General features: G+C 29.3%; 20 protein-coding genes. 17 read left to right on the top strand and 3 right to left on the bottom strand.

The window, feature by feature from the left end:
* Positions 1-34: 34 nt before the first annotated feature.
* The 9 genes from OIO11_RS16345 to spoVM all read left to right on the top strand — a co-directional run bounded on the left by OIO11_RS16345 (position 35) and on the right by spoVM (position 8,187).
* Positions 35-712 (top strand): zinc metallopeptidase, encoded by a 678-nt coding sequence (locus OIO11_RS16345; protein ID WP_268072526.1) that lies wholly within the window; start codon positions 35-37, stop codon positions 710-712.
* A gap of 24 nt (positions 713-736) precedes the next feature.
* A complete protein-coding gene (gene rsmB, locus OIO11_RS16340) occupies positions 737-2,068 on the top strand; it encodes a 16S rRNA (cytosine(967)-C(5))-methyltransferase RsmB (protein WP_268072525.1) in 1,332 nt (443 codons plus the stop codon).
* A gap of 8 nt (positions 2,069-2,076) precedes the next feature.
* Positions 2,077-3,105 (top strand): 23S rRNA (adenine(2503)-C(2))-methyltransferase RlmN, encoded by a 1,029-nt coding sequence (gene rlmN, locus OIO11_RS16335; RefSeq protein ID WP_268072524.1) that lies wholly within the window; start codon positions 2,077-2,079, stop codon positions 3,103-3,105.
* 48 nt (positions 3,106-3,153) lie between these two features.
* Positions 3,154-3,915 carry a Stp1/IreP family PP2C-type Ser/Thr phosphatase gene (locus OIO11_RS16330; RefSeq protein WP_268072523.1) on the top strand — a complete coding sequence of 254 codons (762 nt, stop codon included), beginning with the start codon at positions 3,154-3,156 and terminating at the stop codon, positions 3,913-3,915.
* Positions 3,912-5,825: a Stk1 family PASTA domain-containing Ser/Thr kinase gene (gene pknB / locus OIO11_RS16325; protein ID WP_268072522.1), complete on the top strand. Its 1,914-nt coding sequence runs from the start codon at positions 3,912-3,914 to the stop codon at positions 5,823-5,825. The genes OIO11_RS16330 and pknB overlap by 4 nt, the downstream gene beginning before the upstream one ends.
* 19 nt (positions 5,826-5,844) lie before the next feature.
* Entirely contained in the window at positions 5,845-6,714 is an 870-nt protein-coding gene (gene rsgA, locus OIO11_RS16320; protein WP_268072521.1) for a ribosome small subunit-dependent GTPase A, read from the top strand.
* On the top strand, positions 6,708-7,358 hold the full coding sequence (gene rpe, locus OIO11_RS16315; protein ID WP_268072520.1) for a ribulose-phosphate 3-epimerase: 651 nt from the start codon (positions 6,708-6,710) through the stop codon (positions 7,356-7,358). Before rsgA ends, rpe begins: the two co-directional genes overlap by 7 nt.
* Before the next feature lies 1 nt (position 7,359).
* Positions 7,360-7,995, top strand: a complete 636-nt coding sequence (locus OIO11_RS16310; protein ID WP_268072519.1) for a thiamine diphosphokinase — start codon at positions 7,360-7,362, stop codon at positions 7,993-7,995.
* Positions 7,996-8,073: 78 nt separating this feature from the next.
* Complete coding sequence (gene spoVM / locus OIO11_RS17295; protein WP_442781316.1) at positions 8,074-8,187, top strand: stage V sporulation protein SpoVM; 114 nt, start codon at positions 8,074-8,076, stop codon at positions 8,185-8,187.
* 55 nt (positions 8,188-8,242) lie between these two features.
* Here the strand turns inward: spoVM and rpmB are convergent, their stop codons facing one another.
* A complete protein-coding gene (gene rpmB, locus OIO11_RS16305) occupies positions 8,243-8,434 on the bottom strand; it encodes a 50S ribosomal protein L28 (RefSeq protein WP_268072517.1) in 192 nt (63 codons plus the stop codon).
* A 197-nt stretch (positions 8,435-8,631) separates the two neighbouring features.
* Between rpmB and OIO11_RS16300 the strand changes: the two genes are divergently transcribed.
* From OIO11_RS16300 to OIO11_RS16275, 6 genes are all read left to right on the top strand, one after another.
* Positions 8,632-8,979: an Asp23/Gls24 family envelope stress response protein gene (locus OIO11_RS16300; protein ID WP_268072515.1), complete on the top strand. Its 348-nt coding sequence runs from the start codon at positions 8,632-8,634 to the stop codon at positions 8,977-8,979.
* A gap of 13 nt (positions 8,980-8,992) precedes the next feature.
* The gene (locus tag OIO11_RS16295; protein ID WP_268072513.1) at positions 8,993-10,660 is read left to right on the top strand and encodes a DAK2 domain-containing protein; all 1,668 of its coding nucleotides are present in this window, start codon (positions 8,993-8,995) and stop codon (positions 10,658-10,660) included.
* Between the two features lie 50 nt (positions 10,661-10,710).
* Complete coding sequence (recG, locus tag OIO11_RS16290) at positions 10,711-12,735, top strand: ATP-dependent DNA helicase RecG (protein WP_268072511.1); 2,025 nt, start codon at positions 10,711-10,713, stop codon at positions 12,733-12,735.
* Between the two features lie 92 nt (positions 12,736-12,827).
* Positions 12,828-13,385, top strand: a complete 558-nt coding sequence (gene rsmD / locus OIO11_RS16285) for a 16S rRNA (guanine(966)-N(2))-methyltransferase RsmD (RefSeq protein ID WP_268072510.1) — start codon at positions 12,828-12,830, stop codon at positions 13,383-13,385.
* A 1-nt stretch (position 13,386) separates the two neighbouring features.
* Positions 13,387-13,869 carry a pantetheine-phosphate adenylyltransferase gene (gene coaD / locus OIO11_RS16280; protein WP_268072509.1) on the top strand — a complete coding sequence of 161 codons (483 nt, stop codon included), beginning with the start codon at positions 13,387-13,389 and terminating at the stop codon, positions 13,867-13,869.
* Between the two features lie 13 nt (positions 13,870-13,882).
* Entirely contained in the window at positions 13,883-14,410 is a 528-nt protein-coding gene (locus tag OIO11_RS16275; protein WP_268072508.1) for an ATPase, read from the top strand.
* Here the strand turns inward: OIO11_RS16275 and ylbJ are convergent.
* A complete protein-coding gene (gene ylbJ, locus OIO11_RS16270; protein WP_268072507.1) occupies positions 14,390-15,589 on the bottom strand; it encodes a sporulation integral membrane protein YlbJ in 1,200 nt (399 codons plus the stop codon). The two genes, OIO11_RS16275 and ylbJ, sit on opposite strands and share 21 nt — an antisense overlap.
* Positions 15,590-15,671: 82 nt before the next feature.
* Positions 15,672-16,877 carry a nucleotidyltransferase gene (locus OIO11_RS16265; RefSeq protein WP_268072505.1) on the bottom strand — a complete coding sequence of 402 codons (1,206 nt, stop codon included), beginning with the start codon at positions 16,875-16,877 and terminating at the stop codon, positions 15,672-15,674.
* 265 nt (positions 16,878-17,142) lie between these two features.
* Between OIO11_RS16265 and pta the strand changes: the two genes are divergently transcribed.
* Both pta and OIO11_RS16255 read left to right on the top strand, forming a co-directional pair.
* Positions 17,143-18,144: a phosphate acetyltransferase gene (pta, locus tag OIO11_RS16260; protein WP_268072504.1), complete on the top strand. Its 1,002-nt coding sequence runs from the start codon at positions 17,143-17,145 to the stop codon at positions 18,142-18,144.
* Positions 18,145-18,235: 91 nt separating this feature from the next.
* Complete coding sequence (locus OIO11_RS16255; RefSeq protein ID WP_268072502.1) at positions 18,236-19,429, top strand: acetate/propionate family kinase; 1,194 nt, start codon at positions 18,236-18,238, stop codon at positions 19,427-19,429.
* Positions 19,430-19,442 lie beyond the last annotated feature (13 nt).

The following is a 19,442-nucleotide window of genomic DNA, read 5'->3' as shown; positions in this document are numbered from 1 at the left end:
TGTAGTCAAAGTATTTGTTTAAGGAGGGGTATAAATGTTTTTTTATGATAGTACAATGCTTATTCTTATACCTGCATTAATAATATCTGCGTGGGCACAAATGAAGGTTAAATCTACTTTTGATAGATATTCCAGAGTAAGAAGTATTAATGGATATACAGGAGCCCAAGTAGCTAGGATGATGTTAGATGCTGAGGGACTTTATGATGTACCAGTGCAGCAAATTTCAGGGAGGCTTACAGATCATTATGATCCAAAAGCCAGGGTTATGAGATTATCGACAGGAGTATTTGATAGTACTTCTGTTGCAGCCATAGGTGTTGCAGCTCATGAAACCGGTCATGCAATTCAACATCAGAGGCATTATGCACCATTGCAAATAAGGAGTGCTATAGTACCAGTAGTTAATTTAAGTTCTAATGCTTCTTGGATAATATTTTTATTAGGTTTTATTTTAGGATTACCATCATTGGTTAGCTTAGGAGTGTATTTATTTGGTGCTGTTGTTATATTTCAGCTAATTACTTTACCAGTAGAATTTGATGCATCAAATAGAGCTCTTAAAATAATAGGTGAAAGAGGAATACTGTATGGTGATGAAATTAAAGGAGCAAAATCAGTACTTAGTGCAGCAGCTTTAACCTATGTTGCAGCAGCGTTAATGGCTATATCACAGCTTATAAGGCTTTTGGCTATAAGTAGAGACAGATAAAAGACGAAAGATTGGAGTAATATAATGGAAAACAGCAGAAAAATATGTGTTGACATAGTAGAGCAGGTGTTAACCAAAAACGCTTACTCGAATATTGTTTTAAGACATGAATTAAACAAGTGCAAATTAAATGATAAGGATAAAGGACTAATTACTGAGATTGTATATGGAACAATAAAATATAAATATACAATTGATGTAATACTCAATAGTTTTTTGAAAACTGGTATTAAAAAATTAGATTCTTATGTATTAAACATTCTAAGAACGTCTATATATCAAATAAAATTTTTAGATAAAGTTCCTAATTTTGCTGTAGTAAATGAAGCGGTAGAACTAACCAAGAAAAAGAAGTCTATTGGTGCTTCCAAATTAGTTAATGGAGTACTAAGAAATTATATAAGAAATCTGAATAAAATATTTTATAATAAAAATGATATAGTTGAGGCTTTATGTTTTAACTATTCCTTTAATAAGTGGTTAGTTGATATGTTTATCAATCAATATGGCGTAGAAATAGCTGAAAAAATTTTAAAAGGTTTAAATGAAAGACCAGCTGTAACTGTAAGGGTAAATAATCTAAAATACAGTTATGATCAGGTCTATGAAAGACTTAGTGAAGCTGGTTATGATATTGAAGAAGGGTATGTTTGTCCTGAAGCTATAGTAATAAATAAGGGTAAGAGCATAGAAAACAATCCATTGTTTTTAGAGGGGTTAATAACTGTTCAGGATGAAAGTGCAATGCTTGTAGCGCCTTCTATGAACCTTAAAGAGAATTTTGAAGTATTAGATTTATGCAGTGCACCAGGTGGAAAAACTACGCATATATCAGAAGTTATGAATAATACAGGTACAGTAAAAGCCTTTGATGTTCACAGTAATAAGTTATCTCTAGTTAAAGACAATGCTATACGTTTAGGCATTAACAATATTAAATGTGAAGAAGGGGATGCTAGTAAATTTAATGAAAAATTAAAAGATACAGCTGACTGTGTTTTAATAGATGTACCTTGTTCTGGACTTGGAATTATAAGAAAAAAGCCAGAAATAAAATATACAAAAAATATGAAAGGATTAAAAGAATTAATTAATGTACAAAGAGAAATCATGCAGAATGCTTCAAAGTATGTAAAACCTAATGGGATTTTACTTTATTCTACGTGTACAGTAAATAAAAAAGAAAATGAAGATAACATAAAATGGTTCTTGAATAATAATCCTGAATTTTCTATTGAACCTGTATATTATGGAAACTTAGATAATTTTATTTATACTCAAGAAAAGTGTTTGACTATTTTACCGAATAAATATATGGATGGATTCTTTATTGCAAAACTTAGAAGACAGTGGTAGGTGTTTATATGAATAATATTTTAGATTTAAATTTAAGTGAATTGACAAAATGGATGGAGCATAATGGTGAAAGCAAATTCAGGGGAAAACAAATTTTTGATTGGATATACAAAAAAGGAATATTTAATTTTGAATCTATGACAAATATACCTAAAAAAACAATTGAGAAATTAAAAGAAAGCTTTTACATAGGTATACCTGAAGTATTAGAAGTACATAATTCAAGGATAGATAATACAAAAAAGTTCCTTTTTGAATACAGTGACGGAAATATAATTGAATCTGTGGTTATGAAATATAAATATGGAAATTCTATCTGTGTATCAACGCAAGTAGGGTGCAGAATGGGATGTAAATTTTGTGCATCAACAGTTGATGGAATGATAAGAAATTTGACTTCAGGAGAAATTATTGCACAGATTTTAAAAGCTCAAGCTGAAATTGGAGAAAGGATTTCAAATGTTGTTTTAATGGGAAGTGGTGAACCATTAGATAATTTTGAAAATGTATTAAAGTTTATTGAATTAGTTAATTCCGATGAAACCTTAAATATTGGTCAAAGACACATAACTGTATCAACTTGTGGCATAGTTCCTAAAATTGAAGAACTTGCAGATAAGAATTTGCAGATAACATTAGCTATTTCTCTTCATGCACCAAATGATGAAATAAGAAAAACTATGATGCCTGTTGCAAATAAATATTCTATTAAAGAATTGATGAAAGCATGTAGATATTATTTTAATAAAACAAATAGAAGGATTTCTTTTGAATATGCACTTGTAAAAGGGGTTAATGATAAAAAAGAAAATGCTGAAGAGTTATGTACAATATTAAAGGGAATGAGCTGTCATGTGAATCTAATACCTATAAATGAAATAAAAGAAAATTCTTTTAAAAAATCAAGAATGGAAGATATAAATAGGTTTAAAGATACTTTGATAAAAAGCGGTATAGAAACAACAATAAGGAGAGAAATGGGTTCAGATATTAATGCAGCATGCGGTCAATTAAGGAGAAAGTATGTTAAAAAGTAATAGTGAATTATTGAAGTGATTGTTATGTGTGATGGAGGGAATATTTTTATGGATTTTAATAAAATATATGAGGTAAGTTCTTCGGTTGGATATTTATCTGATAGAGGAAATATAAGAGAGATTAATGAAGATTATCTAGATTTTTATGAAGATGATAATGTTCAGGTATATGTAATTGCAGATGGCATGGGTGGACACAATGCTGGCGATGTTGCTAGTAAAACTGCAGTGGATTCATGTATAAATTACATAAAAAGTTTAGAAAAAATTCATGAGGATGATCTTGAGAAAGTACTAAGAGATGCTGTTGCTTATGCAAATGGAATTATTTATGAAAAATCAAAAGTTAGTGAAAACTTAAATGGGATGGGGACAACTATTACTGTTTGTTTAATAAAACAAAATGAAGTAGCAATTGCTAATGTTGGGGATAGTAGTTGCTTTTCTATTGATAATAGAGGTATTGAGAAGATAACAAAGGATCACTCTTTGGTACAAGAATTAATTGATGATGGAAGTATTACTGAACAAGAAGCACTTCGACATCCAAATAAAAATATCATTACTAGAGCATTAGGCACTAGGAAAACTGTGGATATAGATATTTTTCAAAGAAAAAAATATGAAATACAAAAAATTATCTTATGCACAGATGGACTCACAAATGAAGTTAATAAAAATGAAATGTATGATATAATATTAAAGAATAATAATAAAGAGTCATGCAAAATGCTAGTGCAAGCGGCAAAAAACAAAGGCGGAAGAGATAACATTTCAGTTATTGTAGTTGGAGGAGTGTGCAAAAAATGATAGGAACAATGCTTGGAAATAGATATGAATTGTTAGAGAAAATAGGGGAAGGCGGCATGGCTGAGGTTTATAAAGCCAAATGTCACTTGCTAAATAGGTTCGTTGCAGTTAAAATTTTAAAAAATCAGTATTCTGACAATGAAGAATTTGTAAATAAGTTTAAGCAGGAAGCATCCTCAGCGGCAAGTTTAACTCATAACAATATTGTAGGAATTTACGATATTGGTTCTGAGAATAGTATAAACTATATAGTGATGGAATATGTAGAAGGAAAAACTTTAAAGGAGATTATAACTGAAAATAAGGTTTTAAAGTATGATGAAGCTATTATTATAGCAATACAAATTGCTAAAGCTTTGGAATGTGCACATAATAATAATATTATTCATAGAGATGTTAAACCGCATAATATTTTAGTTACAAAAGATGGGATAATTAAAGTTACTGATTTCGGAATTGCAAAGGCTACTTCTTCTGTAACCATAACTAATTCAGACAGAATTATCGGATCGGCTCATTATTTTTCGCCAGAGCAGGCAAAGGGAAATTATGTAGATTGTAAAACAGACATTTATTCTTTAGGAATAGTATTGTATGAAATGGTTACCGGTAAAGTTCCGTATGATGCAGAAAGTCCAGTTTCAGTTGCGCTAAAGCATATACAAGAACCAGTTATACCACCTAAGCAAATTAATCCCGGTATTCCAGAAGGTTTAAATATGTTAATATTAAAAGCTGTTGAAAAAGAACAATATAAAAGATATCAGAGTGCTAAGGATGTCTTATCAGATTTGCAAAAAATAAAAAGTAATCCAGAAACAGAATTTTTTATTGATAGTAGAGAAAATGAATATACAATGATTATGAAACCAATAAATGATTCAATGAATATAAATGATTCAATGAATATAAATGATAAATATGATAAAATGGAAGATGCTGAAGAAGACGAAGATTTAGAAGGTGGCATAAAACTTAGTGACAAAACAAAAAAAATAATAATTGGAAGTTTGATAGCCTTGGCAGTAGTAATTATTGGTTTTGTATCTGCATTTGTTGTTTCGCAGAAAAAACTAAATTCAGGTACTCACAAAACCGGAAAGGTTACTGTTCCTAATATTCTTGGATTAAGTAAGGAAGAAGCTGAAAAACAAATAAAAGAATTAGGATTAAGATTTGTTCCTACTACTGAAAGTAGTGATAAACCTAAAGGTGTAGTTATTAAATGTTACCCAGTAGAGGGGACTGAAATTGATATGAGTCAGCAAGATGAGATAAGAGCTATAATAAGTTCGGGTCCAAGAGTATCTGCTATACCAAGTTTATTCGAAATAGAATTAGAAGCTGCTAAGGAATATTTAAAGGCGTATAATTTGAAGTTGGGTAAAGTTACTTATGAATATAGTAATATTGAAAAAGGACGTGTATGTAGACAATCACCTGAAGCTGCTACAGAAATTGGAGATAATAATACAGTTGATTTAGTGGTTAGTAAGGGACCGGAAGTTAGATACATAAAAGTTCCTAATTTAGTTAACAAAAATTTTGATGAGGTATCAGATATACTTGTGAGATCTAAATTAAGACTTGGTTCAGTAACTAAAATCAAAACTCCTGATGAAAGCTTGGATGGAATAGTATCTGTACAGAGCATTGAGCCTAATACTGAAGTGAAAGAAAATACTCGAATTAATATAAGCTACTATGCATATAGTGATAAAGATTTTGTCAGTGTACCTAACTTTGTAAACAAAACAGTGAGAGAAGCTAAAACAATTGCTGGAGAATATAATTTAAATATAAGTGTTAGTGGAAAAGGTGATTTTATTGTAACTTCTCAGGATATAAATCCAGGAAAAAAAGTATTAGAGGGAACAACTATAAAGCTTAAGAGTGAACCAAATCCATAAAATATTTTTAGGAGGAAATATGGAAGGTACAATTATAAAAGGAATAGGTGGCTTTTATTATGTTAAGGTAAAAGACCAAATCATTGAATGTAAAGCAAGAGGTAAATTTAGAAACAAAGGTATGTCACCTATTGTTGGAGATAAAGTATTGCTAACTGTTGATAATAATAAGGGAGCCATAGAAAAAATATTCGAAAGACAAAACGAATTAATAAGGCCTTTAGTTTCAAATATTACTCAAGCTTTTGTGATTTTTGCTTTAAGAAAGCCTGATATTAATTTGGATCTATTAAATAAATTCTTAGTTCAGTGTGAATTGAAAAATATAAAAGCTGTAGTATGTTTTAACAAAATTGATTTATCAGAAAACTATAAAGAAGACGAAGCGGTAAAAATGATTGAAAGTGCAGGATATGAATATGTTTTTTTAAATGCTAAAAATGGAGTAGGACTAGAAATTATAAAAAATAAATTAAAAGATAATGTTACAGTCTTTTGTGGTCCTTCTGGAGTTGGTAAATCTACTATTCTGAATAGTATTGTAGGAAAAAACGTTATGGAAACAGGAGAAATTAGTGAAAAATTAAAAAGAGGAAAACATACTACTAGACACAGTGAGTTAGTGGAAATAGGTGAAGGGTTTGTAGTAGATACACCTGGATTTTCAACACTAACTTTAAGTGTTGAAGAAAAGGAAGATCTTAAAAATTATTTCCCAGAGTTTTGGGAATATGATCAAGAATGTAAATTTACTGGATGTATGCATTATAAGGAACCTGGATGCACAGTAAAAAAAGCAGTTGATGATAATATAATTAATAAGAATAGATATGAATTTTATATTAAAACTTTAGAAGAAATTATCAGAGGAGGAAAAAATAAATGGTAAAATTAGCACCGTCTATACTATCAGCTGATTTCACGAAGCTGGGAGAAGAAATAATTAATTTGGAAAAATTTGGAGCCGATATGGTACATATTGATGTAATGGATGGTATGTTTGTTCCTAACATATCCTTTGGAGTGCCCATAGTAAAAAGCATCAGACCAATTACAAAGCTTACCTTTGATGTTCATTTGATGATTGAAGAACCATCAAGATATGTTGAGGACTTTGCTAAAGCAGGGGCGGATATTATTACAGTTCATTATGAAGCAGACAAACATTTGGATAGAACAATAAATTATATTAAAAGCTTGGGTGTAAAAGCTGGAATTTCATTAAATCCGGCTACGCCTGTAGATACTATAAAACATCTTATAGGTTTAGTAGATTTAGTACTGATAATGTCGGTTAATCCAGGATTTGGAGGACAAAAGTATATAAAGTATTGTTCTGAAAAGATAAAAGAAGTTAAAGAACTTTCTGAAAAGTATAATAAGGATTTGCTAATTGAAGTTGATGGTGGAGTTGGGGTAGAGAATGTTAAAGAAATAGTTGATTGTGGCGCTAATCTAATTGTAGCTGGATCAGCTGTATTTAAAAATGGTGAGATTGAAAAAAATATAAGAGAAATTAAAGAAAGGTTTTAAGATGAAAATAGTTATTGCTTCAGGAGGAGTGCCACCTTCTCTTGATTTAATTCAGAAGGAATTAGAAGATGCAGATTACATAATTTGTGCAGATGGTGGAGCTAATTATTTATACAAATATAATATATGCCCAGATATTTTAATTGGTGATTTTGATTCAATAAATGAAGAAATATTGATTTGTTTTAAAGCTCGGGGTACTGATATAGTACAGTATCCTCCAGAAAAGGATTATACAGATTCTGAGATAGCTGTAAATAAAGCAATGGAACTTAATGCTGATGAAATAATTTTATTGGGATGCACAGGAACGCGAATAGATCATTTTTTAGGCAATCTTGGTTTGCTTTTAAACTGTTTGCGTAAAGGGATTACAGCATATATTAAAGATGATCATAATACTATTTTAATAGCTGACAAATCTTTAAGTATATTTGGAAAAGAGAGAGAGATTTTTTCTTTAGCGGCATATTATGAAAATGTTGAAAATTTGACTATTAGTGGAGCAAAATATCCTCTAAACAATTTTTATCTTGAAATTGGTAACCCCTTAACCATATCAAATGAATTCTTAGATAAAGAGGTGAAAATAAAATTCGATAAAGGGATTTTGTTGATAATTTATCCTAGAGATTAGATTTAGCATATAGGCATTTATGTCTATATGCTTTTTGTAACGCAAATGAAATAGTCACATATAATAAAGTGAAGAGTTATGATTGGTTTAATAAAGATATATTTTAAGGGGGTTATTATGAAGATTATAGCTATTAAACTTCCAAAATTTTTATCGAGAATAGTAAGAATATTTACTAAAAACAAAAATTAAAGATCAAAAAATAAAAAATGCAATTGCTATAACAATTGCATTTTTTATTGAAAAACTATATAGCACGTTGTACTTTGCCTGAACGCAAACATCTTGTACATACGCTTATAGTTTTAGGTGTTCCACCAACTATAGCTTTAACACTTTTTATATTTGGAGCCCATTTTCTCTTAGATTGACGATGAGAATGGCTGTATTGTACACCTGATATAACGCCTTTTCCACATACTTCACATCTTTTTGCCATTACTAAACACCTCCTATATTGAAGATAAAAATTCCATACAATAGAACGTCTTATATTGTAGCATACATAGTATGTTTTTGGCAAGTAAAATATAAAGCTAAAAGTAAGAATAAGTATTTAAATGATTAATTTTCTTGATTAAATTATATATATATTATAAAATAAATAGTATGTAAGAGGAGTAAGGAGGAATATATATGTTAGGAATAACCAGTGAACATGGTGCTATAAATTACTCAGATGAAGTTATAGCTAATATTGTTGGATTATCAACAATGGAATGTTATGGTGTTGTGGGAATGGCTTCAAAGAATGCCACTGATGGATTTTGGGAATTATTGAAGCGTGAAAGTTTAAATAAGGGTGTTAAAATTCATAATAAAGATAATAAATTATTTATAGAATTATATATAATAGTAGAATATGGAACAAAGATATCAGTTATAGCAAATAATATAATTCAAAAAATAAAATATAATATTGAAAAATATACTGGATTGAAAGTTGCAAGTATAACTGTTAATGTTCAAGGTGTAAGAGTCTAAGGAGGTACTAGAATTGGAACATTTTAAGATAGATGGATACGATTTGCGAAATATGATGATAAATGCATCAAATAACCTTGAAAACAAAAAAGAGTTTGTAAATTCTCTGAATGTATTTCCTGTTCCAGATGGTGATACAGGAACAAATATGTCAATGACCTTTAGAAGTGCAGTAGCTGAGATTGAAAAACTAGATAATAATTCTATTTCAGAAGCAACCCAAAAAATTGCTAGAGGAGCGTTAATGGGAGCTAGAGGTAATTCGGGAGTTATACTTTCTCAAATTTTAAGAGGTATTGCTAAAGGGTTAGATGGCAAATGTGAAGTTGATGCAGTAACTTTTGCAAATAGTATACAAGAAGGCTCAAAATATGCTTACAAAGCAGTTATGCGTCCAACAGAGGGAACAATTTTAACTATAATCAAAGCAGCGTCAGAAAGTGCTGCCAATGCAAATGAAAGCGATATTGTAAAAATGCTAAATAAAGTATGTGAATTTAGTAAAAGTGTTCTTGATAAAACACCGGATATGCTACCAGCGCTAAAAGAAGCAAAAGTTGTTGATGCAGGAGGCATGGGATTATTAATTATTTTAGAAGGAATGTATGAAGCTTTAAACAGGAATATTGAGGCCAGAATGGATGACGTTAAAGTTATAAGTAATAAAGATAATATAAATAGACCTGCTCAAGCAAGCATACAAGTTGAAGATATTAAATTTGGATATTGCACAGAGTTTTTTATACATACTAATGAAGCAGCAGAAAAATCTTTAGGTTTAAAAAGAAGATTTGAGTCTGTAGGAGATTCTATGATTGTTATTGGTGTTGATGATATAATAAAGGTTCATATTCACACAAATGATCCTGGATTTGTATTGTCTGAAGCAGGAAAATTAGGTGAATTATCTAAAATTAAAATTGATAATATGAGAGAAGAACATAGAAAAATTCTTGAATTAGAATATGCAACAACTGAAGAAGATACTGATTCTGAAGATTACGACAATGAAGTGATAGAAGAAGTAGAATATGGATTTGTTTCTGTAACAATGGGAAATGGTCTAAAAAATATTTTTAAGGACCTTGGAGTTGATTGGATCATTGAAGGCGGTCAAACTATGAATCCTAGCACTCAGGATATAATAGAATGTATAAATAAGATTAATGCAAAGAACATATTCGTATTACCTAATAATAAAAATATTATTATGGCTGCTGAGCAGGCAGCGGAAATTTCAGAAAAAAATGTAATTGTTATACCTACAAAGACGATTCCACAAGGGATAACAGCAGTAACTGTATTTAATCCTGATAGTACTATAAATGAAAATATTGATGCAATGAAGTCCGTAATTGAAAGTGTTCGTACTGGTTCAGTAACTTATGCTGTGCGTGATACTGAAATAGATGGAAAAGGTATAAAAGAAGGAAACATTTTAGGGTTAGTTGAAGGAAAAATAAGTGAAGTTGGAAAAGATATTTTTGAAGTGTGTGATATTGTTATTTCTAATATGATAATGGAAGAAAGTGAACTTGTTACAATTTTTTATGGTAAAGATTGTCATACGGAAAAAGTTGAGGAGTTTGTTGTAAAATTAGAAGAAAAGTATCCTGAAATAGATATTCAATGTTATAGTGGTGAACAACCATTATACTACTTTATAGTGTCTGTTGAATAAAAAAAGCCTAAGGGCTTTTTTTATTACTAAAAAAGATGGAGAATTGTATTATGAATATTAATGATGATATTGGTGTGTTAAAAGGAATAGGACCTAAGACAAAAGAATTGATAAATCAATGTGGTATATTTACAATATTAGATTTTATATTATATTTTCCTAGAGATTACGAAGAAAATGAGTGCTGTAGCAGTATAGATGAAGTAAAAGAAGATAAAAAGATAAAAATAAAGGCTAAGGTTAAGGAAATAAAAAAAGATATACGGATAAGGAATAACATGGTTATTACTACTGTTATATTTAATGATGGAGAAACAGATTTTCAAGGTAAATGGTTTAATCAACCCTATATAAAGAATAACTTCAGGATAAATGGAAGTTATTTTTTATTAGGAAAGGTAGAGGTGAAAAATAATAAAAAAGTTTTAATTGGTTCCACTATATTAAAACAAGATGAAATGGGACGGGTACTCCCTAAATATTCATTAAAAGGCAAGCTTAATAATAATTTTTTTGTTAAAACTAATCTTTGGATACTTAATAATATAAAGATTAAAGAAAATTTGCCCGATAAAAGTTTAAAGAAATATAATCTATGCTCTTTGGATAATGCAATAAGGAATATTCATAAGCCAATTGGAAAAAAGGAATTAGAGGAAGCTAAAAAAAGATTGAAATTTCAAGAACTTTTTACATATTCTTTAAAACTGCTAATGTTAAAAAAAATGAAAAAATCTAATGGCATTGCATTCAAAATTGCAAAAGAGCTGAAAGATTTAAAAGAAAAGCTTCCATTTGAACTTACAATGGCACAGAATAGAGCAATAAGAGAAATATTAATTGATGAAAAAAAAGATGTACCAATGAACAGATTAGTTCAAGGCGATGTTGGCAGTGGCAAGACTATTGTTGCTATAATTGTTCTTTTTAATGTAATCAAAAATGGTTATCAAGGAGTTCTTATGGCACCTACTGAAATACTTGCTGTGCAGCATTATATTGAAGCACAAAATTTACTGAAAGATTTTGATGTAAATATAGAACTTATATCGGGAAGCACTACTAATAAAAATAAAAAAAGAATAAAAGAAGACTTAAAGAATGGAAATATAGATATAATAGTAGGAACCCATGCTTTATTGGAAGAAGATGTGGTTTTCAAAAATCTAGGAATGGTTGTTACTGATGAGCAGCATAGATTTGGTGTAAGGCAAAGAAGTAAATTATTTAATAAAGAAAATAAGATTGATATTTTAGTTATGACTGCAACACCTATTCCTAGAACTTTGGCGTTAACTCTGTACGGAGATTTGGATATATCTTGTATTGATGAGCTGCCGCCAGGTAGAAAAAAAATAGATACTTATTATACAGGTAAAGGCACTAGAAAAAGAGTCTATAATTTTGCTTTCAATCAGGTTAAAGATGGAAGACAGGTATATGTGGTTTGCCCTTTGGTTGAAGAAAATGAGAAAATTAAAATATCATCAGTAGAAAAATTGTATTTAGAACTAAAGGAAACGATTTTTAAGGATATAGAAATAGGAATTCTTCATGGAAAAATGGCTTCTAAGGACAAGGAAGAAATTATGAATGAATTCAAAAGTGGAAAAATTAAAGTATTAGTATCAACAACAGTAATAGAAGTAGGGGTTAATGTTCCTAATGCTACTCTTATGATAATTGAGAATGCTGAAAGATTTGGACTTTCTCAATTACATCAATTAAGAGGAAGAGTTGGGAGAGGCGATAAAAAATCTTATTGTATATTGATTGCCGATATAAAAAGTGAGACAACAAAAAAGAGAATGGAAATCATGACTAAAAGTAATGATGGATTTTATATTGCAGAAGAGGATTTGAAATTAAGAGGGAGTGGAGAAATATTTGGTGTAAGCCAGCATGGAGAAGATAGTTTTTTATTAGCTAATTTATTGGAAGATATTCATTTGTTTAAACTTGCAAATAATGAGGCTAAGTGCATAGCTAATAGTAATTTAAAACAAGATATGTTACTTAAAAATCAAATTTTAAGTAAGCTTGAACAAACTTATAAATATATTTGCTTTAACTAAAGTAAAGTTATAAAATGTTTTTGTATAATTAATGGATGTATGTTAAAATATGAAATAAGATTCACAAAAGTGGCAAATGAAGGAGGAAAAACATGAGAATAATTTCAGGGAGTGCAAAAGGTAGAAAGATTTTGCCGCCCGATGGTATGCAAACAAGACCTACACTTGATAGGATAAAAGAAAGTATTTTTAATATAATTCAAAATAAAGTTAGAGATTCAATAGTAATAGATGTATTTGCGGGGACAGGAAGCTTAGGGTTAGAAGCTGCTAGCAGGGGTGCAGCCGAATGTTACTTAGTAGATAAACATCCAACTACATTCAGTAGGTTAAAACAAAATGTTGAAAACTTAAAATTTGAGAATGTGTGCAGATGTTTAAATATGGATTCATATGATGCACTAAGAGAAGTATCAAGAAAGAATAAAGTATTCGATTTAATATTTATAGACCCTCCTTATGCTAAAGAAATGATTCCACCAGCTGTGGATATAGTTACTAAGGAAGGGTTACTAAAAATAGATGGATTAATAGTAACAAAGATTGATTCTTCGGAGGAAATCTATGAAGGAAACAATAACATAATCCTTATTGACCATAGAAAATATGGTAATACAACTGTATGTTTTTATGCATTTAAGGAGGAATAACATGAGAAAAGCAGTTTTCCCAGGAAGTTTTGATCCTATTACGAAAGGACATTTGGATATAATTAAAAGAGCTTCAAAAATTTTTGATGAAGTTACAGTGGCTGTTTTAATCAACCCAGATAAAAAAGGACTTTTTCACATAGAAGAAAGAGTAGAATTAATAGAAAAAACAACAGAAAATATAGGAAATGTACGAGTAGAAAGTTTTCATGGCCTTCTGGTAGATTATATGAAGGAAAAAGATGCTCAAGTAATCATTAAAGGATTAAGAGCTGTTACAGATTTTGAATATGAATTACAAATGGCACTTATGAACAAAAAATTGAATCCAACCATTGAAACAATGTTTATGATGACAAGTGCTAAATACTCTTATGTAAGCTCATCTTCTATTAAGCAGATTCTTAGATTTGGTGGGTGTATTGATGAGTTAGTACCTGATGAAATTATACCCAATATTATGGAAAAAATTAGTAAAAGATAAGGTGATGAGTTAAATGGAGGTTATGAAATTATTGGAATATCTTCAAGAAATAATTGAAACATCACACAATGTACCTATTTTAGGTAAGACAATGATAAATAAAAAAGAATCAATAGATATTGTGGAACGAATCATAAACTATCTTCCGGATGAATTTAAAAAAGCTCAGTGGATATGTGAAGAAAAAGAAAGAATTTTAAGTGATGCTCATAAACAAGCAGAAGTAGTAAAAAAAGAAAGTTATCAAAGGTTAAAAAAAGAAATTGAAAATCATAGTGTTATGAAAGAAGCAAAAAATAAAGCTGAAGAAATTATAACTTCAGCTAAAAGGGATGCAAAATTAATTCGAATAGGTGCAAAAGAGTATGCAGATGAAATATTATGTTGTTTAGAAAAAGAAATTAATGATATGGGCAAGAAAACTCTTTTAAGTGTCAAAAACCAAACAGAAGAGTATTTAAAATCTATGGAATCTAATATTACTAATACAACTAATACTATTAGACAAAATATTAAAGAATTAAGAGATACGGTGAAGTAGCTTGTGAAATTTTGTTATAGCAAATGGAGTTATTAATACTAGTAAGGAAAATATAAATATATTGTTCAAGTTAAACATTGAAATGTTTTTTGTGGGGATATTAAATACCGAACTTGACAAGTAAATTATATCTATTTTATAAAGTAGTAAAGTTAATATGCTGGATATTATTCCTTGAATGAACTTTAGTTTTATATATTTGTTTATTGAAAATTTGAATTTATAAATAATAGAATATACTTGGCTAATTATTGATAGACCACTAAAACCCAAGAGGAAGCTTAGAAGCATAATCTTAAATAAAATACTAAAGTCATTACTGGAGGATACTAAGTTGCATCCATTGGTCATTTCAAGTAGACCAAGTAAAAAACCTTCCAAAGATTTTTGAGATATACTTAGAATATCAGAAAGTTTTGTGAAAACAATATCAAATAAGATATTGTTTTTTACTATTGTGGTGATAACAGAGAAAAATATAACAAATCCACCTATTGAAATTGAAGTTTTAAGTGCATTGTTTATGCTTTTATTTAATACATCACCTATATTTCTATTTTCACAAACATAATCAATTGCAATGTGTTTTGAAGAAGGATTATTGTGAGATGCCGGTAAAATAATTCCTATAATAAAACAGGATAAATAGCATGATATTAGAAGTATAAAGCCTAAAGAATGATTATTTAACATATAAGTTCCAACAGAACCTATTACAAACAAAGGACTTGGATTGGAAGCAATACTTATAAGTCTCTCGCAAGTCTTAAAATCTATTAAATTTTTTTCGTATAAATCGCACGCATATTTTGCGCCTAAGGGATAGCCACATAATATACTTATGATTAGAACAAGAGAACAGTTTTGGGGTAATCTTAATGGTTTACATAGAATATTACCAAAACATTTTGAGTAAATGTTTACTGCGTTATAAGATATCATTATATTGATTAATACTAAAAAAGGGAATAAAGATACAAAGACAGATTTAATGAATAATTTTGAACCATCTAATGCTGATTTTAAACAAAGTTCAGGATTAAATATTATGTAAATAATAAGTATACTGCAGATAAAAGTAGAAAAAATGCTTTTATAGAAGTTACTTGAAATTGTATTAAATAACTTGAAAATCATAAATACAATTGTGAATATTAAAAATAAAAGAAATATTTTCATGAAAAAATCCCCTTAAAATATATTGATTAGTGATAATTGGACTAATATAAATATATTTCAAGAGGGATAAATAATATTACTATTAAAATAATGTAATAGGACTAATTAAATAATCAGAATTAGGAGATACTGATTTATTTATTAGACTATATGCTTTAGTAGCTAGTATATCTAATTCTAATGAATTACTTAAATCTTTAGGTAATTTAATATATATAGGTATTAAAGAAGTGCTTTTTAATTCTTTTAAAATTTCTCTACCTCGCTTATTGAAACCTAAAACTCTAGCATAAGGACAAGACAAAGTTCTTAAAAGCTTAGTATTATAATTGTCAAAGCCAACAAAGTATTGACATAGAATTCTATTTATGCGCGTTTCTGTGTACCTTTTGCTTTTTATTTTGGATATTAATTCTTCATAGGTATTGGATTGGTTTAATGCTTTATAAATTTTGTTATGCAGGCCTTCTGAAACATCAGGAAGATTTTCAAGTTTGTTTTCATATGTAAATATCTTGAATTTCAAAAAGCTTAATATTGAATCTTCAAAAGTCAATGAATTTTTATTATACATATTTTTTATTACATTAAAGGAATTAATGGGTACTTTTTCTATCAAAAGATCAATGCTATTGTCTTTTTCCTTTAAATGTTTTCTGATTGATGTAGCACTGCAAAATTTTTTCTCAATATTTATGCTATTGTAAGCAGAACCTTCTCTTTGAATTGTATAAGGCTTTATATCACTATTTAATTTTATCAAACTTTTACAGTATTCAATTCCTAATATATTATTTGATGAAAATAGAACATCTGTTATAGAAGAATTATTTTCAAAGAAACTACTAAGAGCTTTGCTGCGAGCAACAGGGTAAGAAAGACCTTTATCTAAATATGACTTCAATTGTAATTTGAAATTTTCAGGTTCCTTTATAAGGATGTCTGCTATTTGTTTTATAAGATTAATATCTCCGCTTTCGCTGCCAAAGCATAGGTTATTTACAATTCCTAAATTATTCAATAAGCTAACAGCTCCAAAGGCAAAAAATTCTGCCGAGGATAAACTGTATATGGCAGGAAGTTCTATAACAAGATCAATACCGTTTTTTAAGGCTGTTTCAGCTCTACTCCATTTGTCAATTAAAGAAGGAGTACCCCTTTGTACAAAATTTCCACTCATTACACAAATAAGTCCATCACAATTTGTTTGTTTTTTAGATTCTTTTATATGATATAAATGGCCATTATGCAAAGGATTATATTCGGTTATTATTCCAGTAAGATTCATTGAATCACCACCTGTAAATAAGTATAATACAGTAATGTAAATATAAAAATAGTATATGAAAACAAGTTATAAATTATAAATAAATGTTACATAATAAGGATATATTATATAGTACAAAATTTAATACAGATAAAAAAAAATAATAATACAGATAAAAAATATTGTTTTTTTTGTTGAAAAATACATAAGAAAAGGTGTATAGTATATTATAGAATATGTTATACAGTATACATTATTGTTAGATAAATTGAAAGGAGAATTTAACATGGGATTTATTAAAAAGATGTGGGAACTTGCACAATCAGATTTGAAAACTATAGTGCTTCCAGAAGGGGAGGAAGAAAGAACTCTTATTGCGGCAGGGGAAATTAATGAAAATTCATTAGCTAAATTAATTTTAGTAGGCAATGAAAGTATAATAAGAAGTAAAGCTAAGCAGTTAGGATCAAATATTGAAGGAGTTGAAATAATCAATCCAGAGATGTCTGATAAGCTTGAGGTATATGCTGATGAATTATATAGAATGAGAAAAAATAAGGGCATGACTTTTGAAAAAGCTTTAAAAGTTGTAAAAGATCCTTTGTATTTTGGAACTATGATGCTTCATATGGATGATGTTGAAGGAATGGTTTCAGGTGCTATACATACTACTGGAGATTTATTAAGACCAGGATTACAAATAATAAAAACAGCACCAGGTTCTTCAATAGTTTCTGGATTCTTTGTTATGATGGTACCAAATTGTGAATATGGTGAGAATGGCTTGTTGATTTTTGCTGATTGTGCTGTAAATCCTAATCCAACAGCAGATCAATTAGCTTCAATTGCGGTAACTACTGCAGATACTGCTAAAAGATTATGTGATATGGATCCAAAAGTTGCAATGTTATCATTCTCAACTATGGGGAGTGCTGATCATGAACTTGTTGATAAGGTTAGAAAAGGTACTGAAATAGCTAAAAAGTTCAGACCAGACTTAAAAATAGACGGAGAAATGCAGTTAGATGCTTCAATAGATCCAACTGTTGCTGCATTAAAAGCTCCAAACAGTCTTGTAGCTGGAAAGGCTAATGTGCTTGTTTTCCCAGACTTACAAACTGGAAATATAGGGTACAAATTAGTTGAAAGATTTGCTAAGGCTGAAGCTATAGGGCCTATTTGCCAAGGATTTGCAAAACCAATAAACGATTTATCAAGAGGATGTAGTGCAACTGATATAGTAAATGTTGTAGCTATTACTGCGGTTCAAGCTCAGAGAGGAATATAGATATATAGCATATAAATAATCTGTATTTTCAAATGTTGCAATTATAAAAACGTTTAAATAGTCTAAATAAATGTAAATGGAGGAGAAATTCATGAAAATATTAGTAATAAATTGTGGAAGTTCATCTTTAAAATACCAACTTATCGATATGACTACAGAAGAAGTTTTAGCACAAGGTTTAGTTGAAAGAATAGGAATAGAAGGATCAATATTAACTCAAAAAGCAGATGGGAAAAAATATATTATTGAAGAACCTATGGAAGATCACAAAAAAGCTATTGAATTAGTTTTAGGAGCTTTAGTTGATGAAAAAGAAGGCGTTATAAAAAATATGTCAGAAATATTTGCTGTAGGACATAGAGTTGTTCACGGCGGTGAAAAATATGCAGGTTCTGTACTTATAGATGAAGATGTTATGAAGACTTTAGAAGAGTGTGTAAAACTTGCACCACTTCATAACCCACCAAATATAATTGGAATTAATGCATGTAAAGAATTAATGCCAAATACTCCTATGGTTGGTGTATTTGACACAGCTTTCCACCAAACAATGCCAGAAAAAGCTTATATGTATTCTCTTCCATATGAATTGTATGAGAAGCATGGAGTAAGAAGATATGGTTTCCATGGAACATCTCATAAATATGTTTCTTCAGTTGCAGCTGAAATGATGGGAAAAAATATTGAAGACTTAAGAATTATTACTTGTCATTTAGGTAATGGTGCTAGTTTAGCTGCTATTAAAGGTGGCAAATGTGTTGATACAAGTATGGGATTCACTCCACTTGCAGGTTTAACAATGGGTACTAGATCAGGAGATATAGATCCTGCTATACCTACATTCTTAATGAAAGAATTAAATATATCAGAATCAGAAGTAGATAATATAATGAATAAGCAATCAGGTGTTTTAGGAATTTCAGGAGTAAGTAGTGACTTTAGAGATATTGAAGGAGCTGCTGCTGAAGGTAATAAAAGAGCTCAATTAGCTTTAGAAGTATTTAAGTATAAAGTAATGCAATACATAGGCTCTTATACTGCTGTTATGGGTGGAGTAGATTGTATCGTATTTACAGCAGGACTTGGAGAAAATGGAATAGAAACTAGAGAAGAAATAGTTAATGAATTAGAATTCTTAGGAGCAAAAATCGATAAAGAAAGAAATAATGTTAGAGGAGAAGCAAGATTAATCAGTGCTGATGACTCTAAGGTTAAAATCTTTATCATACCAACAAATGAAGAATTAATGATTGCGAGAGATACAAAAGAAATAGTTGAAAAATAAAGCATAATATAAC

Source organism: Clostridium sp. ZS2-4 (assembly GCF_026719745.1).
GTDB lineage: Bacteria > Bacillota > Clostridia > Clostridiales > Clostridiaceae > Clostridium_H.
This window is presented reverse-complemented; position numbering and strand designations above follow the sequence as displayed.

What these genes read in the sequence shown, in the direction of transcription:
- OIO11_RS16345 (WP_268072526.1), top strand. Translation starts at nt 35, where the DNA reads ATGTTTTTTTATGATAGTACAATGCTTATTCTTATACCTGCATTAATA.
- rsmB (WP_268072525.1), top strand. Translation starts at nt 737, where the DNA reads ATGGAAAACAGCAGAAAAATATGTGTTGACATAGTAGAGCAGGTGTTA.
- rlmN (WP_268072524.1), top strand. Translation starts at nt 2,077, where the DNA reads ATGAATAATATTTTAGATTTAAATTTAAGTGAATTGACAAAATGGATG.
- OIO11_RS16330 (WP_268072523.1), top strand. Translation starts at nt 3,154, where the DNA reads ATGGATTTTAATAAAATATATGAGGTAAGTTCTTCGGTTGGATATTTA.
- pknB (WP_268072522.1), top strand. Translation starts at nt 3,912, where the DNA reads ATGATAGGAACAATGCTTGGAAATAGATATGAATTGTTAGAGAAAATA.
- rsgA (WP_268072521.1), top strand. Translation starts at nt 5,845, where the DNA reads ATGGAAGGTACAATTATAAAAGGAATAGGTGGCTTTTATTATGTTAAG.
- rpe (WP_268072520.1), top strand. Translation starts at nt 6,708, where the DNA reads ATGGTAAAATTAGCACCGTCTATACTATCAGCTGATTTCACGAAGCTG.
- OIO11_RS16310 (WP_268072519.1), top strand. Translation starts at nt 7,360, where the DNA reads ATGAAAATAGTTATTGCTTCAGGAGGAGTGCCACCTTCTCTTGATTTA.
- spoVM (WP_442781316.1), top strand. Translation starts at nt 8,074, where the DNA reads ATGATTGGTTTAATAAAGATATATTTTAAGGGGGTTATTATGAAGATT.
- rpmB (WP_268072517.1), bottom strand. Translation starts at nt 8,434, where the DNA reads ATGGCAAAAAGATGTGAAGTATGTGGAAAAGGCGTTATATCAGGTGTA.
- OIO11_RS16300 (WP_268072515.1), top strand. Translation starts at nt 8,632, where the DNA reads ATGTTAGGAATAACCAGTGAACATGGTGCTATAAATTACTCAGATGAA.
- recG (WP_268072511.1), top strand. Translation starts at nt 10,711, where the DNA reads ATGAATATTAATGATGATATTGGTGTGTTAAAAGGAATAGGACCTAAG.
- rsmD (WP_268072510.1), top strand. Translation starts at nt 12,828, where the DNA reads ATGAGAATAATTTCAGGGAGTGCAAAAGGTAGAAAGATTTTGCCGCCC.
- coaD (WP_268072509.1), top strand. Translation starts at nt 13,387, where the DNA reads ATGAGAAAAGCAGTTTTCCCAGGAAGTTTTGATCCTATTACGAAAGGA.
- OIO11_RS16275 (WP_268072508.1), top strand. Translation starts at nt 13,883, where the DNA reads ATGGAGGTTATGAAATTATTGGAATATCTTCAAGAAATAATTGAAACA.
- ylbJ (WP_268072507.1), bottom strand. Translation starts at nt 15,589, where the DNA reads ATGAAAATATTTCTTTTATTTTTAATATTCACAATTGTATTTATGATT.
- OIO11_RS16265 (WP_268072505.1), bottom strand. Translation starts at nt 16,877, where the DNA reads ATGAATCTTACTGGAATAATAACCGAATATAATCCTTTGCATAATGGC.
- pta (WP_268072504.1), top strand. Translation starts at nt 17,143, where the DNA reads ATGGGATTTATTAAAAAGATGTGGGAACTTGCACAATCAGATTTGAAA.
- OIO11_RS16255 (WP_268072502.1), top strand. Translation starts at nt 18,236, where the DNA reads ATGAAAATATTAGTAATAAATTGTGGAAGTTCATCTTTAAAATACCAA.